15 protein-coding genes are annotated in these 16,244 nt (G+C 54.7%); 10 read left to right on the forward strand and 5 right to left on the reverse strand.

The annotated features are described in order from the left end of the window. The first annotated feature begins 830 nt into the window (after positions 1-830). Positions 831-1,322, forward strand: a complete 492-nt coding sequence (locus CAMM_RS00075) for a hypothetical protein (protein ID WP_232051011.1) — start codon at positions 831-833, stop codon at positions 1,320-1,322. A 43-nt stretch (positions 1,323-1,365) separates the two neighbouring features. Here the strand turns inward: CAMM_RS00075 and CAMM_RS00080 are convergent, their stop codons facing one another. Beyond that, positions 1,366-2,235, reverse strand: coding sequence for a LysR family transcriptional regulator (locus CAMM_RS00080; RefSeq protein ID WP_169307533.1), 870 nt, complete (start codon positions 2,233-2,235; stop codon positions 1,366-1,368). Between the two features lie 64 nt (positions 2,236-2,299). Here CAMM_RS00080 and CAMM_RS00085 point away from each other — a divergent pair, with 64 nt between their 5' ends. The 7 genes from CAMM_RS00085 (at position 2,300) to CAMM_RS00115 (ending at position 9,409) form a co-directional block, all read left to right on the forward strand. Further along, a complete protein-coding gene (locus tag CAMM_RS00085) occupies positions 2,300-2,803 on the forward strand; it encodes a nuclear transport factor 2 family protein (RefSeq protein ID WP_003847057.1) in 504 nt (167 codons plus the stop codon). A 52-nt stretch (positions 2,804-2,855) separates the two neighbouring features. Then, positions 2,856-3,593 carry an SDR family oxidoreductase gene (locus tag CAMM_RS00090; RefSeq protein ID WP_040355241.1) on the forward strand — a complete coding sequence of 246 codons (738 nt, stop codon included), beginning with the start codon at positions 2,856-2,858 and terminating at the stop codon, positions 3,591-3,593. Between the two features lie 31 nt (positions 3,594-3,624). Beyond that, positions 3,625-4,413 (forward strand): metallophosphoesterase family protein, encoded by a 789-nt coding sequence (locus CAMM_RS00095; RefSeq protein WP_003847061.1) that lies wholly within the window; start codon positions 3,625-3,627, stop codon positions 4,411-4,413. 22 nt (positions 4,414-4,435) lie between these two features. Then, positions 4,436-4,840 (forward strand): NUDIX hydrolase, encoded by a 405-nt coding sequence (locus tag CAMM_RS00100; protein WP_003847062.1) that lies wholly within the window; start codon positions 4,436-4,438, stop codon positions 4,838-4,840. 147 nt (positions 4,841-4,987) lie between these two features. Next, positions 4,988-6,430 (forward strand): D-serine/D-alanine/glycine transporter, encoded by a 1,443-nt coding sequence (gene cycA / locus CAMM_RS00105; RefSeq protein ID WP_003847064.1) that lies wholly within the window; start codon positions 4,988-4,990, stop codon positions 6,428-6,430. A 376-nt stretch (positions 6,431-6,806) separates the two neighbouring features. Continuing rightward, positions 6,807-8,465 (forward strand): ABC-F family ATP-binding cassette domain-containing protein, encoded by a 1,659-nt coding sequence (locus CAMM_RS00110; RefSeq protein WP_003847066.1) that lies wholly within the window; start codon positions 6,807-6,809, stop codon positions 8,463-8,465. 71 nt (positions 8,466-8,536) lie between these two features. Then, the gene (locus tag CAMM_RS00115; protein ID WP_003847067.1) at positions 8,537-9,409 is read left to right on the forward strand and encodes an AraC family transcriptional regulator; all 873 of its coding nucleotides are present in this window, start codon (positions 8,537-8,539) and stop codon (positions 9,407-9,409) included. 14 nt (positions 9,410-9,423) lie between these two features. On the opposite strand, the gene panC is transcribed toward CAMM_RS00115, so the two are convergent. From panC to CAMM_RS00135, 4 genes are all read right to left on the reverse strand, one after another. Beyond that, a complete protein-coding gene (gene panC, locus CAMM_RS00120; protein WP_003847069.1) occupies positions 9,424-10,257 on the reverse strand; it encodes a pantoate--beta-alanine ligase in 834 nt (277 codons plus the stop codon). Beyond that, entirely contained in the window at positions 10,254-11,066 is an 813-nt protein-coding gene (panB, locus tag CAMM_RS00125) for a 3-methyl-2-oxobutanoate hydroxymethyltransferase (RefSeq protein ID WP_003847070.1), read from the reverse strand. Before panB ends, panC begins: the two co-directional genes overlap by 4 nt. Positions 11,067-11,161: 95 nt before the next feature. Next, entirely contained in the window at positions 11,162-12,769 is a 1,608-nt protein-coding gene (locus CAMM_RS00130) for an ABC transporter permease (RefSeq protein WP_003847072.1), read from the reverse strand. Beyond that, complete coding sequence (locus CAMM_RS00135; RefSeq protein ID WP_003847074.1) at positions 12,766-13,662, reverse strand: ABC transporter ATP-binding protein; 897 nt, start codon at positions 13,660-13,662, stop codon at positions 12,766-12,768. Before CAMM_RS00135 ends, CAMM_RS00130 begins: the two co-directional genes overlap by 4 nt. 353 nt (positions 13,663-14,015) lie before the next feature. Here CAMM_RS00135 and sucC point away from each other — a divergent pair, with 353 nt between their 5' ends. Both sucC and sucD read left to right on the forward strand, forming a co-directional pair. After that, positions 14,016-15,209, forward strand: coding sequence for an ADP-forming succinate--CoA ligase subunit beta (gene sucC / locus CAMM_RS00140; RefSeq protein WP_003847076.1), 1,194 nt, complete (start codon positions 14,016-14,018; stop codon positions 15,207-15,209). Positions 15,210-15,245: 36 nt separating this feature from the next. After that, entirely contained in the window at positions 15,246-16,154 is a 909-nt protein-coding gene (gene sucD / locus CAMM_RS00145; RefSeq protein ID WP_003847078.1) for a succinate--CoA ligase subunit alpha, read from the forward strand. Positions 16,155-16,244 lie beyond the last annotated feature (90 nt).

Genomic DNA, 16,244 nt, shown 5'->3' on the forward strand with positions numbered 1-16,244 from the left:
TATACGACCGATTACATCACGTCGATGGGTAAAGACCTGCGTAAGCTATCCGTAACCGCGCGCAATTTACCAACGATGCCGCAATTCAGACCTTACGGTTGGGGATCCACAATTCACCTCAAATCAGGTAGTAAACCCAAACTGACACGATAACTACACCACCTAGAACTGCTGGAACCCATCGCGGAACTCTTTTTATGAAAAGGAGTGTGAGCATGACTAGAACAAGAAAGGTCGCTAAAACTGAGAAGTAAGTGTCCACTACACCCATCGTGCCCACGTCCTAAAGTTGGTACCGTACGCTCCACAGATTAGGGCGACGCCCTTCCCCTCAAAGCCGAGTACAGTTCTCCATAATTTCCTGAAATTACAATTCCGTGTGGAACGGTTGCTGCAACTACTCCCAGCGTAGCCAGTACCTCATCAATAAACCCATTCGATTACTGCCGCGCCAAGGCCCTGCAAGAAGAAGCCCTGGCCGGAGGAAACGTACCTTTTCCATTGTGCGCTCCGCGCAGTGGTTGGAATTCGGGTTGAATCCGACGGCGTATACATCGTCCATAGGCCGGGATAACCTAGATTACGGACGGTTTCGACTACCGACTTCGTCCGACGATACTCAGCTACAGCACTCTTTCGTTCTTCTAGGGCATGGGAGCGGTTCATCGAGAAAACCTTTCAAGATTCCTTCCGCATCCTCTTTTGTTACTAAGTTTGATCCTTTTACTCTGATCTCCACTGCAAAAGTTCGTCCTGAATATGACCTGTGGTTAAGGAGAACCATGTGCCGTATCGTTGGATGACACGGCAACCGGTGATGGGTGATTCTTATGAAGTGGAATCTTCAGGGCCAGCTTTTAAGCGGTCTATCTATCGGCGCATTGTTGTGCTCCGGGGCGTTGTCGGGATGTTCTTCTGGAGGAAGCCAGGCATCACTTCCAGCTACTACCAGCCTGGGCACGCCTGTGAACACGACCAGCGCGGACTCACCGCCGGAGGAATCGGAGGCTACCGAAATCGACGACATACCACGCACTGATCTTTCGCAGGAGCGCGCTGTTGATTGGCAACGCTATGAGCTTATCGATGAACACAGCATCCGAGTCTTCTTCTCCGCCGGCTCGAAGAGCTGTTATGGAACCCGCGCGGTGGTGGAAGAAACCGAATCAACCGTTGAAATTGCAGTCATTGAAGGAAGATTCCCTGGCGCACCGGATGTTTGCACGCTCATCGCAAGGCAAGCATCGATCCTGGTTGAGACATCACAGCCAGTCGGCGATCGCGAGGTTATCCCACTAGCAAACCCGGTATTGAACCAATAATGCAGCCCTACTGGCTATCTTCGGGATGGTGTTGGGTCTATGGCTAATCTCTTATTCCGCCAAGAAAATACGGAGGGGTGTGGTCCATGAGGGTCTGTGCTAGGTAGTCGCGTCCGAAAGATGCGAAGACTTCAGCCTGGGGATGGGGCTGCTTGCGTGGATAGACCAAGGACACCTCAACGGCGGGCGCATCCGAGATCGGGAGATAGGAAACATCGGATGTCTGATGGTTATGAATGGTGGCTTCGGCGGTAATGCCTACGGCTTCGCCGAGGGCGATGTGCGTGAGCCATTCATCGGTGCCGGAGACAGTGAAAGTGCGTGGACTTTCTTGCGGGTCTGACCATAATGCGGCGGTTGCTGTGGGGGCTGTCCGGCAGACAGCCAACGGCGTCTGTGCAAGTTGGGCCAAGCTCACCGTTTCCAAGCTACTGCGGGGATCATCGGCGGCGATGGCAGCGACCAGGCTCTCGGTAAAAAGCGGGGATTGGATATACCCGTCGAGCTCTGATGGGTTCGGCGGCGAGTGGCGAACGAGTGCTGCATCAATATGCTCATGTCGAAGAGCATTCATGGGATCGGCAGGGCGGCTGAGCTCTACCGGGTATGCATGTTCTTTCTTCCAGGCTTGTAGCAGCGGCACAGTGTGTCTACCGAAACCTGCCCACGCCCAGCCCAGCCGCAAAGGGGGTTGCTGTTTCATACCAATCGATGACAGGCGATCTTCCAGGCGGGCAAGAATATCACGCGCTTCTTCTGCCAGGGAGATACCGTCGCTGGTCAACCAGAATTCACGCGTGGTGCGTTCTACTAAACGCGCGCCTGTTATTTCCTCCAGCTGTTGAATTGTTCGTGACAGCGTCGGCTGAGTTGTATCGAGTTCTGCCGCAGTGATTGTGCAGTATCGAGGCACGCAGCCGGATGCAAACGTAGGCTGGTCACACAAGGTGTAATACTTCTTCAAAGGAGAAACTCTGATGGCTTTGACCGTTGATGATCTCATTACCCGTGAAGAGATCCGAGATGCGCTCAATGCATATTCGCAAGGACTCGATCAACGCAATTGGGAGCTTTATGACCAAGCGTTTACCGCAGATGCGTCGTTTGAAGCCCCAGACGAAGGCATTGATAAGATCACAGCTGCTGAACTGCAGCAACTGCTCCAAAGCAATAATGATACAACGCGTCTATCTGGCCAGCACTTACTGCACAACACTCACTTCACCATGCGCGGCGATACCGCGCGCACCATCACCGAAGTGGAGTGGGTAACGCTGCAGACCACGGATAAGCCGGGGATTATCTTCGAAGTACGTGCTGGTGGCATGTACGTTGATGATTTGGTCAAGACTGATGCAGGGTGGCGGATTCAACACCGCAAGCTCGTGACCAAGAACAAGTCCACCCGCGGAGTGAACTATTCATCCGAGCGGATTGAAAACATCCGTCGGCACTCCCTGGAGGCAAACTACTTCCTTTAATTAAGCCTAGGCTGGATCGTGTCCCAATCAGCATTCGAGAATGGAGATGGACATGAAGATTGCAGTTATTGGCGCGACAGGTACCGCTGGACGCAAGGTCGTCGAGCAGCTTGATGCACAAGGCCATGACACCGTGGAGGTTTCACGCTCCAAGGGCGTGGATGTCACCACCGGCAAAGGCCTAGACGAAGCTCTTGCTGGGGTCGAGGTGGTCATTGATGCATCGTCGCCGTGGCCAAGCGAGGACGCAGATATCGGCGAGTTTTTAGCCGGTGTGACTCGCACGATCCTGCAGGCAGCGGAAAGTGCCGGGGTAAAGCACATCGTGTATTTGTCGATTACGAACATCGACAAGCCTGAGGTTGCGAAGTTTGACTACTACCGTGCCAAAGCCACCCAAGAAAAAGTCTTGGCGCAAGGCACCGTGCCGTTTTCTATCGTGCGTTCCGCGCAGTGGATGGAGTTCGCGTTGAACCCGGCCGCGGTTGAAGAACGCGACGATGAAATCATTGCCTCCGACTGGAATATTCAGCCCATCGCCGTTGAGGAGGTGGCGAAGGTGCTCGCGGAAGTTGCCACATCCACACCCACTCACCGCACGGTGGCGGGACCGGAACCTATCCGTCTTCCGGAACTTACGCGCTTGTTAATGACAGCCCGCGGCGATAACCGTGAAGTAACAGCGAGTGAACCGCCGTTGGCATCGTTAGGCGATGGCAGCTTGCTTGCCCCAGCCGAAGCTGAACTGCTGGGCCCTTCGCCACAACAGTGGGTTGAGGCGCAGTCTTAGCACGAGCGCGGCGTGGGATAACCTCGAGGTTATGGCACGAACTCTGTGGGCAGTGAGCGATCTGCACGTCACGTTCAAGGAGAACCAGGCGGTCGTCGATAAGCTTGCTCCCCGCGACCCTGGTGACTGGTTAATTGTTGCCGGCGATGTTGCCGAGCGCATCCCAGATATCGTGCGCACTCTCAAACCCTTAGCCCAGCGTTTTGCCAAGGTAATCTGGGTACCGGGCAATCATGAACTGTTTAACCGTGCCACGGAAAGAGTCAAAGGCAAGGCCCGCTACCGTGCCCTGGTGGGCGAATTGCGCGCGATCGGCGTGGTCACACCCGAAGACCCGTACCCGGTCTTTGGTGGGGTGACAATCTGCCCGCTTTTTACGCTGTACGATTACAGCTTCCGCCCGCTGGGCCTGACAGCGAAGCAGGCAGTGGCACAAGCAAAGATCAAGCTTGACGATGAATTGGCCATCGCCCGATACGTTGATGTTGAACAGTGGTGTGCGGAACGGATTGAATACTCCGAAGACCGACTGGATGGGGTTAGTGGGCAGACGATTTTGGTCAATCACTGGCCGCTGGTGGTGGAACCAACCCATCGGCTTTTTGAACCAGATATTGCGCTGTGGTGCGGTACTACCGCGACTAGGCATTGGGCGGTGAAATACCATGCCAGCTTGGTCATTCACGGACATTTGCACATTCCTGCCGAAACCCGCGTGGACGGAGTAAGCCACATCGATGTATCGCTGGGCTACCCCTTTGAAAAACACCCTCCGCAGCACCAGCGGCGGTGGCCCCTGGAAGTTATGCAAGCGCCTTAGGCACAGGCGTATTCTCAAAGCTATGGTTTTGCCTCAAATTCATGTCAGCGCCGTAGTCTTTCGCGATTCCCAGGATAAAGTTCTGACCGTGCGCAAACGCGGCACGGAAAAATTCATGTTTCCCGGCGGCAAACCTGAACCTGGGGAGAGCCCAGTTGCCACCGCCGTGCGCGAAGTACAAGAAGAACTCGGCATTGACCTCGAGGACACCCAGCTAACTCAGCTTGGTGTGTTCGAAGCACCTGCCGCCAACGAAGCAGAGCACACCGTGGTTGCCACCGTGTTTTCCTATGATGGTGCCATCGCCCCGAACGCTGCCGCCGAAATTGCGGAACTGTCCTGGGTATCTCCACATCAGCCTGCTGTTGAGCTTGCGCCTTTGCTTGCTGATTATGTCTTCCCCGCGCTCAAATCCAGCGTGTCTTAACACTGAAGTTGGAAAGTCGGGTGTTTTCACCCACAGGAGAAGAAACCTAGTGGTAGGTTTCTATCACATAGTAGGTAGGTGCGAAAACGTCGCAGTAGCGCCGTACCCTTAAAGCTTCAACTTCCCCGATATCAAGACAGGTCGATAATGGCATCGCATGATCCTGGCCATCCACAGGTTAAAACCGCTGAACCAGTAACTGACTCTCACGTGGAGTCAGACCATCTCCAGCGCGGACTTAGCAACCGACATATCCAGTTGATTGCCATTGGGGGTGCCATCGGCACTGGACTATTTATGGGATCTGGCAAGACGATTTCGTTGGCTGGGCCTTCCGTGGTTTTGGTTTACGGCATCATTGGCTTCATGCTCTTCTTCGTCATGCGTGCGATGGGTGAGCTGCTGCTATCGAACCTAAACTACAAGTCACTGCGTGACGCCGTGTCAGACATTTTAGGCCCCACCGCTGGTTTCGTCTGCGGCTGGACCTATTGGTTTTGCTGGATTGTCACGGGTATGGCCGATGTCGTGGCTATTACTGGCTATGCCCAGTACTGGTGGCCGGATATCGCGCTGTGGATACCCGGAGCGTTAACGATTCTTCTCCTACTCGGGTTAAACCTCGTTGCTGTTCGCCTTTTTGGTGAGCTGGAATTCTGGTTCGCCATCATCAAACTAGTGGCCATCACCGCGCTCATCCTCGTCGGCGGGGTGATGATTCTGACTCATTTCCAGTCACCAGACGGCAACGTTGCGGCGGTTTCGAATCTGATTAACCACGGGGGCTTCTTCCCGAACGGTATCGCTGGCTTCCTCGCCGGATTCCAGATTGCTATCTTCGCTTTTGTCGGCGTGGAACTTGCTGGTACCGCTGCTGCTGAAACGAAAGACCCAGAAAAGAATCTGCCGCGCGCAATCAACTCGATTCCTGTCCGTATCGTTGTGTTCTACATCCTGGCGCTCGCAGTTATCATGATGGTTACTCCGTGGGACAAAGTCCACAATGACTCCAGTCCGTTTGTTCAGATGTTTGCCCTGGCTGGATTGCCGGCCGCAGCAGGCATTATCAACTTCGTGGTGCTGACATCGGCTGCATCATCGGCCAACAGCGGCATTTTCTCAACGTCACGAATGCTTTTCGGCCTGGCACGCGAAGGCCAAGCGCCCAAGCGCTGGGGAGTATTGTCCAGCCACCACGTGCCCGCCCGAGGCCTTTTCTTCTCGGTAGCATGCTTGGTCCCAAGCTTATTGATCTTGTATGCAGGATCCAGCGTGATCGAAGCCTTCACTTTGATTACCACCGTCTCATCTGTTTTGTTCATGGTGGTGTGGAGCCTTATCCTCGCCGCCTACCTCGTCTACCGCCGTAAGTTCCCTGAGCGCCACAAAGCATCCAGCTTCAAGGTGCCGGGCGGTCGGTTTATGTGCTGGGTTGTTCTCGCCTTCTTCGCATTTATGGTTGTTGTCCTGACCTTTGAAAACGACACCCGCTCCGCTTTGATGGTCACCCCGATTTGGTTCGTGATTCTGTTCGCCGGCTGGTACCTCACCGGTGGTGCGAAAGGCGCTGAGAAGCGAGCTACGCAGTAGTGAGTTAAGCAGCTGACTGGCTCTCGGCTCTGGGAGCCCGCAGGTGTAGTGTCGGGGTCTCTGGCAGATGAGATTCCTGTCAGCCTCACTGCAAATTGGTGCACTCTGCCTTCAAGGCGTGACATGTATTCAAAAATGTTGTAGGTTGAGCACCATGCATTTGTATTTCCTATAAGGCAAAGTTCGCCGGCCGTTACCCGATTGAACTGATCTCGGGTTCGCACGGAGGCAACTTGTCCTGACTCGTATCCTGGCGCAACGCTGTGTTCGCATGCGTCCAGTTGATTGTGGGAGTCGAAGTTTTTCCATGCCTAGCTGAAAACATCGAAAAGACGTCTTTTCAGTGTGTTGGGCATGAGTTTTTTAAAGGAAATACATGAATACCGACGCACGTCGTTTTCCGGCGCAGGAGCTTTCTGCTCGTCAACTTCCAGCTCGTGAACGCGCCCAAATCATTGCCTCTGAAGTAACCGTAGTTCGAGGCACCAATACCGTCTTGAAAGAAGTAGATCTGGTTCTTAACGCGGAGTCACGCGTGGGAATCGTGGGTGAAAATGGGCGTGGTAAATCCACGCTGTTGCATGTTCTCGCGGGGACTTTAGAACCTGACAGCGGCACGGTGTCGTGCATTGGCACCATTGGTGTGGCTGAGCAAGAAATGCAATCGCACGGTGAGCGCACCGTGGGCGATGCGGTGGCGGAAGCTATTGCAGAACCACTTGCTGCGCTGGCTGCTCTTGATGAGGCCGGTCAGAAACTTGCCGAGGGAAGTGATGACGCCAACGATGCCTATGCCGAATCCTTGGAATGGGTCGAGCGCCTGGATGCGTGGGGCGCGGAGCGCCGCGTGCATATCGCACTGGAGGCTCTCAATGCAGTTACGGACATGTCCGTCCGTTTGGCGCAGTTGTCCGTGGGCCAGCGCTACCGCATCCGCCTGGCCTGTTTGCTCGGCGCAGATGATGATTTCTTGTTGCTGGATGAGCCCACGAACCATCTCGACCGCAGTGGGCTGGAGTTTCTCACCGCGCAGATCAGCAACCGCACAGGTGGCGTTGCCGTGGTCAGCCACGACAGGGCCCTGCTGACGGACTTTGCACAGACCATCGTTGATGTGGATCCCACACCCGATGGCCGCCTGCGGATCTATGGCAATGGCTACGCCGGATACCGTGAGGGCCGTGCAGCTGAACTAGTCCGCTGGGAACAGGCCTATTACAAAGAGCAGGCTGAGCGCGCCCGGCTTGAGGCGAGTTTAGATGCCGCACAGAATCGCCTGGTTGATAAGTGGCGCCCAGGCAAAGGCACCCCGAAACATGCGCGCACAACGCGCGCTGGTGGTGCGGTTAAAGCGTTTCATCGCCGCCAAGAAGAACTGGAGTCCCATGCCATTACGATTCCCGAGCCACCGCAGGAATTTAAGTTTCCTCATTTGAAGACCCGTAAGTCCGCCACACTGATGGCGGTGGATGATGTCACCGTTACCGGGCGTCTAACCCAACCCGTATCGTTCGAGCTGGAACAGCGCGGAAGGCTAGTCATCACTGGGCCTAACGGTGCAGGAAAATCCACGCTGCTGGAGGCTATCAGTGGCCATCTCACCCCAAGTACGGGTCACGTATCTGTGCCGCAGGGAACACGCATTGGTTATCTCCGCCAAGAATCTGATCTGCCCGCCGAACAGCGTGTGGGGGAGTATTTCCTCCGCCAAGTCGAACACTTGGTGTCAACCGGTGCTATTAAAAAATCGCAGGCACTCGGGCTTCCGGAACTTGGTTTGCTGCGTGCACCAGAGATGGATAAACGCATTGGTGAACTATCCATGGGACAACAACGCCGCCTAGAGCTAGCGCTTGTACTAGCGGAGCTTCCGCATGTGCTGATCCTGGATGAGCCCACCAACCATCTCTCCATCGCATTGGTTGATGAACTCACCGAGGCACTTGAAGCAACAGAGGCCGCCGTAGTGTTGTCGTCGCATGACCGGCAGCTTCTTCGAGATACGCAGCAGTGGCCCAGAATCGAACTTATCTAGGCCAGAAAACATCAAGAGCCGTATTTTCCCAGCAAATAGTATTTATCTTGCTGCGGTGAAAGGAGCACACGTTGTTGGAATGGAATCAGATTATCCAAGAGATTGAAGAAGACTTGGATGTGGACATCGAAAAGCTGGCACGGCGCACACTAACCACGGAGTACCACCTGCGGAAGATGTTTAGCACCCTCGCGGGGATCACGCTGACCAGATACATCCGTAATCGGCGTTTAACATTGGCTGCCGCGGAACTGCGTGCCGGGATGACGGTGCTTGATGCGGCGGTGAAGTACGGATATGGATCCTCGGAAGCCTTTTCTCGGAGTTTCGCTAAGTTCCACGGCATCAACCCTTCTATGGCGCGAACTGATTCAGCCACGCTGAGTTCACAACCGCAGTTGAGATTCAATATTTCAGTGAAAGGAGCAAGTAAAATGCGTTTTCGCATTGTAGAAAAGAAGTCTTTCTACCTCAGTGGTTTCTCAACGACAGTAAACCTCGTGTTTGAAGGAGATAATCAGCAGATCAGTGACTTCGAAAAGTCACTTGATCCCCAAAGAACAGGAGCTTTGCTGGAATACAATGATGTAGAGCCTACAGGGCAGCTTGGTGTCAGTACCGAACTCGAAAACCAGCGTGAAGAAGGTTCGGAGTTGGAATATTGGCATGCAGTGGCAACGAGTGAGCCAGCGGACGGGTATGAGTCGACGAAGGTGCCAGCGGGCACGTGGGTCGTCTTTGATTCTGAAGGGACATTTCCTGACACAATCCAGCAGATGTGGGCAGATGCAGCCACCGAATGGTTTCCCGCAAATCCCTACTTGTGGGCACCAGGACCACAATTGCTACACGTTGAGTTTGAGGATGGTTCCACTGCACGTGCTCAACTGTGGATTCCTGTGATCTCCCAACAAAACCGTCAACAGTCAGAAAAGAACGGATGATGGATCTTTTCTAGCTAGATATCCATATTGTCGATCAGCCTGGTCCCACCAACGGTGATAGCTCCCAGGGCTAAAGCGGGTGCAGTTGGTGGCCAGGTAATGGGCTGCAAGGTATCGGGAGAGACGACCTCGAGGTAGTCCATGTCCACGCCGGGACAGTTGCGGAGTTGGTCGCGGGCTTGATCAAGATCGATGCGGCGATCGCGCAGTGCGGTTAGCGTTGTCGGCAGCGCGAGCGCTTTGCGACGATCGCTGGCGCTCAGGTGCTGGTTGCGGCTTGATTCCGCTAGACCATCCGCGCCACGGCTAATGGGAACGGCGCGGATATCAACGCGTAGGTTCAAATCGTGGACCATCCGCCTGATGATTGCTAGCTGCTGGGCATCTTTTTGCCCAAAGTAGGCGCGGTGCGGGCGGATGAGATTAAACAGTTTCGTGACCACGGTGGCAACACCGTCGAAATGCCCAGGCCGGCTGGCGCCTTCAAGCTGCGAACCCATCTCGCCGGTACTTACCCATACTTCCGGTGTGCGGAGCGGATACATTTCCGCCACCTCAGGGGCGAAGACAAAATCTACCCCGGCGGATTCCAAAAGCTGTGCATCCGCGTCGACATCCCTGGGGTAGTTGCGGTAATCATCGCAGTTGCCGAGCTGCGCGAACTGCAGTGGGTTGACAAAAATGCTGGCGATGACCACGTCGTTGTCAGAGTCGCTGTCGGCGTGTGCGGCGGAGATGAGGCTTAAGTGCCCATCGTGAAGCGCGCCCATAGTGGGCACTAGGGCGATGGTGCCGCGGACGGCTACGAGGGCATCGATAAGCTCTGCTGTGGTTTTAATCAGCTTCATTCGTAGGATTCCTCCACCGCTGGAAAATTGCGGGTGGAGACATCGTCGGCGTAGGCGCGGGCGGCATCGAAAAGTGAATCACCCAGGCTCGCGTAGTGGCGCACAAAGCGCGCGGTCTTGCCCCGGTTGAGACCGAAAGCATCCTGCCAGACCAAGATTTGGCCATCGGTGTCTGGGCCGGCGCCAATGCCGATTGTGGCGATGGAAATCTCGCGGGTAACCTCGGCCGCGATCTGAGCCGGTACCATTTCTAATACGACGGCGAATGCACCGGCAGCTTCTACGGCGCGGGCATCGCGAGCGAGTTTCTCCGCGCCAGAACCCCGGCCCTGAATAACTGGGCCGCCCAGCGCGTGCTCAGACTGCGGGGTAAAACCGATATGCCCGCACACTGGAACACCTGCGGCGACGATGGCTGCAATGGTGTCTGTGCGTTCTTCCCCGCCTTCTACCTTGACTGCGTGTGCGCCGGTTTCTTTCATAATTTTTACCGCCGTGGCAACTGCTTGCTCAGGGGAAGTTTCGTAGCTGCCAAACGGAAGATCCACGACCACCAACGCGCGGCGTGCCGCGAGTGCAACGGCCTTGGCAAAGACGATCATTTCCTCGACGGTGATCGATAGCGTGGTGTCCCGGCCAAGCACGACGTTGGCCGCGGAATCGCCGACGAGCAGCATATCGATGCCTGCCTCATCAAATATGCGTGCTGATAGCGCGTCGTAGCTAGTCAACGCCGAGATGGGAGAACCAGCGGCTTTGGCCTCGAAAAAGTGACGGGTGCGTACCCGTTTGGCTTCAATTCCTGACATGGCAAAAGTATAGCCATGAGCCGATCCATCAATACACCGTTTTGAGCGCAATAAATGTGCTGAGCAGGTATTTTTTCTCGAATGTTTAATTCTAACTAGTGCTGAGCCAGATCACGGCGGCGGAAACCGGCAAACCCCAGGGCTAAAAATGCCACGGTAATAACGCTTATCCACAGAAGCCCTGCCCACGAATCACCGCTATTGACCACATTCGGGATATGCCAGTACGGGCTAATGGCAAGAATCCAGTCCCACAAATTAAATGGCGGGCCAAGGATGGTCAGCGCAAACGAGATCAACACCCCAGCCCACGCTGCTAATAAGACCATGGGTCGCGCGCCGACCACGGCAACGGCCAAAGCTACAACCGTCCATACCGCAGGGATAACGGTCACAGCCTGGAGTAATACCTCGGCCAAGGACATACCAATATCCGCCTTATCAACGAATACAGCAATGACTGTGCCAGCTATTAGTACATAGGCTGCCGGTGCGAGCAGCACGATAACTACATTGCTGCCCAGGTAGCGGGTGCGGCTTATGGCCGTGGCAAGCAGCGGTTCCAGACGGTCTTCTAATTCTTCATGGCGGATCTTAATCATCATTTGCACACCAGAGACAGAGGCAATGATGCCCACCATGCTCAAAATGGTTACTATAAATTCCGAGATCAGCGCATCCGGTGTCGTCGCACCCGCAGCGAGAATCTGTGAGACCGCACTGTCATTGCGCAGGATCTCTTCGACCGAAGTAGCAAAGTAGCCAAAGACCACACCCAGTACGCCAAAGGCACAGGCCCACGCGATCATTGATCCGGTGTTGATTCTTAATGCCAAGCGCAATGGAGAATGCACCTTACCGCGAGCTGGCCCAGGGCGTGGGGGCGTAGCACCTTGACCAAAATCTCTCCGGGCATCAAGAATAAAGGCACTAACCAGTGCAACTGTGGTAAAAGCCACGGCTAAAAGAAGAGGCCACCAGTGATTTCCTGTTGCAGGGCGGGTTTCAGTCATCCACCCCAAAGGATTTACCCACACCGTCCACTGCGGAGCTTCAATAGAATAAGTAAACCCGCGCAATACAAATAACACGCCGAGTACGGACAACGCCAAGGTATTAGCGCTGTGGGCATCGCCTCCCAATTGCGCTGCGATCGCTGCGATTCCGGTAAACATCCATCCCGTGGCAGTAAAGGTGGCGCACAACAGCAGGGAGTTTTCCCATTCTCCGCCGCACAACGCCGTGGCTATTCCAGAGATGGCTCCGACTAAAACCGAGCAGATCAAAGCTAAACACATGCCCGTAAACAACCGCGTGCCACGACCCATGACCCCGGATGCCAATAGCTCCGCTTGCCCGGAATCTTCTTGCCCACGAGTTGCTTTGACCACGATGAAAATTGCGCCCAAGGCAGTGAGGAACCCGCCGAGAGCCAACGCTCGCCAGGCGTTAAAACCATCGCTGGTGGAAAGATCGAAAGCGGGACCAAAAATCAAGCTCAACGCTGGGTTGGATCCCACCACCGCAGCAAATTCCACGCGGTCCGCTTGCTCCGGATACACCCAGGGATAGACCACCACGGACGAGACCGATAGTGCTGTGGCGATGACAATCCACGGGGCAAAAGACTTCTTTTCGTACTTCAACGACGCCCGCAATAAAGGCCCTGTGCCCGCGAGCGTATGCCCAGCTAATGCACTCATGATTGCTCGTCCTTGTCATACAAGCGCAGAAATAATGACTCCAAGGTGGGCGGTTCTACAGTTAAAGAATCGAGCCCAAATGGCACCAGCTGCGTCATGGCCTCACCAATGCGATCAGAGTCTACGGAGGCGTTGAGGGTTTTATCATCCAGGTGGATGTCGGAAAATAGCGACAGCTCCGATTTCTGTGGCACCCGCTCCAACGTGGCTTGGATCGAGGTACGCGCGTGACTTTGCAGTTCAGCCAGGGAGCCAGTTTCTACAATCGTGCCATCGCGGATGATGGATAAACGATCCGCGAGTGTTTCCACCTCGGCCAGAATATGGCTGGACAAGAGCACCGAAGTACCACGCTCTTTGGCCTCTCCGATGACTTCTTGAAAGACCTTCTCCATCGGAGGGTCGAGCCCGTTGGTGGGCTCGTCCAAGATCAATAACTCCACGTTGGAGGACAATGCGGCGATGATGGCTACCTTTTGCCGGTTTCCTTTGGAGTACTGCCTGCCGCGTTTGGTGGGGTCCAGCTCAAAACGCTCAACGAGTTCTGCTCGCTTCTTCTCCTCCAACCCACCGCGAAGAGACCCCAGCAGGTCAATAGCCTCACCACCGGTCATCCCGGGCCACAAGGAGACATCACCGGGCACATACGCCAGCTTTCGATGCAGTTCCACCACATCCCGCCACGGATCTTGCCCCAGCACCGTCGCTGATCCACCGTCAGCTTTCAACAACCCCAGAAGCACTCGAATCGTGGTGGATTTGCCGGCCCCATTGGGACCGAGAAAGCCATGCACATGGCCTTGCTCCACAGTCAGATCCACCTGATCTAAAGCACGGAATTGACCAAAGGTCTTGGTCAACCCGCGTACATCGATGACCGCATTATTTGCCATGACTACGCTTCACTTCGTGGGAAGAACTGGGTATAGCTCAACGATAGACCCACTTTCGCCGGGACGGGGTTCGTTTCGGAGGCGATTTTCCCAGCGGTATGGGGGAGAGCTCTGGGGGTGGGTTACGCCAAGTTGGCAAAGCCGCGCAGGTTCACTAGTGTTCGCCTCTCGCAGTGTCAGTCCCAGGGTTTTTCGTACTGAATTACGGGCATGTTCGACCGTTGTTAAGTGTGCAAATTGTAGTTAGCAATTTCTGCCATGCCATTTGTTGAGATCGGCGGTATACGTCCGCGAATTCCCATATACTGTGATGTTGGTTATGTTGCAGCGTTAAATGAGAATGGAGTCTCACCGTGGACCTTTACGAGTACCAAGCTCGTGACTTGTTTGAAAAGCATGATGTACCTGTACTTCGCGGCATCGTCGCTACCTCACCCACTCAGGCGGAAGAGGCAGCGGAGAAGCTCGGTACAGACGTTGTGGTCGTAAAAGCCCAGGTGAAAGTCGGTGGTCGCGGCAAGGCCGGTGGCGTCAAGCTGGCCAAAAGCCCGGCTGAGGCCGCGCAGGCTGCCGATGACATCCTTGGGCTGAAGATCAAGGATCACACCGTACGCCGCGTCATGATTGCCGAAGGTGCAGATATCGCGGAAGAGTATTATTTCTCCATTCTCTTAGATCGCACCAAGCGCCGTTATTTGGTCATGCTGTCTAAAGAAGGTGGCGTGGAAATTGAAACCCTCGCTGTTGAACGCCCAGAAGCACTGGTTCGTCGCAGTTTCTCCCCGCTTGACGGAATGACCACCACTTTGGCGCGGGAGATTGCCACCGAAGCCGGTTTCAGCGAAGAAGATACCGATAAGCTGGTGCCAGTTTTCAAAAAACTCTATGACACCTACGAGGAAGAAGACGCGACGCTAGTGGAGGTCAACCCACTGGTGAAGACGTCTTCGGGCGATATCGTTGCTCTCGATGGCAAGGTATCTTTGGATGAAAATGCGGGATTCCGCCACCCAGAGCATGCGGAACTAGAAGACCACTACGCGCAGGATCCACTGGAGCTCAAAGCTCAGAAGATGGGCCTCAACTACGTCAAACTTGATGGTTCCGTCGGTGTGATTGGCAATGGTGCGGGTCTTGTGATGTCGACATTGGACGTTGTCGCCTATGCCGGTGAAGATCTCGCCAGCCAACCAAAGCCGGCGAACTTCCTTGATATCGGCGGCGGTGCGAACGCTGAAGTTATGGCCAATGGTCTGGAAGTAATCTTGGGAGATCCCCAGGTCAAGTCCGTCTTCGTCAATGTCTTCGGCGGCATTACTGCCTGCGATGAAGTTGCTAAGGGCATTGTTCAGGCGTTCCGTATTTTGGAATCGGAAGAAATTGAACCAAAGCCTCTTGTTGTTCGCTTGGACGGAAATAACGCGGACTTGGGTTGTTCCATCTTGAAGGATGCGGACCTGCCGAAACTGCGCCAAGTCGGAACCATGGATGAGGCAGCACGTGTTGCTGCAGAACTCGCTGACTCCGCCGTAGCGGTGAAGGCTTAAGCGCTTCAAAGTATAAAAGGACGAAGAAGAACACTCATGGCTATTTATCTCGATTCCAATTCCAAAATCATCGTTCAGGGTATGACCGGTTCTGAGGGCATGAAGCACACTCAGCGCATGCTTGGATCCGGTTCCAATATCGTGGGCGGAGTCAACCCTAAAAAGGCTGGCGAAACCGTGTCCTTTGAAACGGGTGAAAAGATCCCAGTCTTTGGCACGGTGCGTGAAGCAATTCAGGCCACTGGCGCTAATGTCAGCGTGATTTTCGTGCCCGCGAAGTTCACAAAAGCTGCGGTAGAAGAAGCAATCTATGCCAATATTCCGCTCGCTATCGTTATTACCGAAGGCGTGCCGGTCAAGGACACCGCGGAGTTTTTCGCCTTGGCGAAGGAATCCAATACCCGCATTATTGGCCCCAACTGCCCAGGTATTATCACCCCAGGGCAGTCCAACGCTGGCATCATTCCGGCAGAAACCGCACCGGAACCAGGATCCATTGGGCTGGTTTCGAAGTCCGGCACCCTGACTTATCAGATGATGTACGAGCTTTCTGATATCGGCTTTTCCACCTGCGTCGGCATCGGTGGTGACCCAATTATTGGTACAACACACATCGCTGCCATTGAAGAATTCCAAAAGGATCCTGACACCAAGGCCATCATGATGATTGGTGAAATTGGTGGCGACGCCGAAGAATACGCAGCTAATTACATTGCTGAGTATGCCACCAAGCCAGTCGTTGCGTATATTGCAGGCTTTACTGCTCCAGAAGGCAAGACGATGGGGCACGCTGGCGCTATTGTCTCTGGTTCTTCCGGTACCGCCGCTGGTAAAAAGCGTGCTTTGGAAGCAGCCGGTGTTCGCGTAGGCCGAACCCCGTCGCAGGCAGCGCAACTCATGCGCGAGGCACTCGAAGCCGCGGAAGCAAAGGTCGCGCGCGTGTAAATCTCACAGCACCGTGAAAATACAACAGGGTGGGTACCGTTCATCAGCAGAGGATCGGTACCCACCCTGCTTTATTGTGAGTTCTAGTTC

Source organism: Corynebacterium ammoniagenes DSM 20306 (genome assembly GCF_001941425.1).
Taxonomy (GTDB): Bacteria; Actinomycetota; Actinomycetes; order Mycobacteriales; family Mycobacteriaceae; genus Corynebacterium; species Corynebacterium ammoniagenes.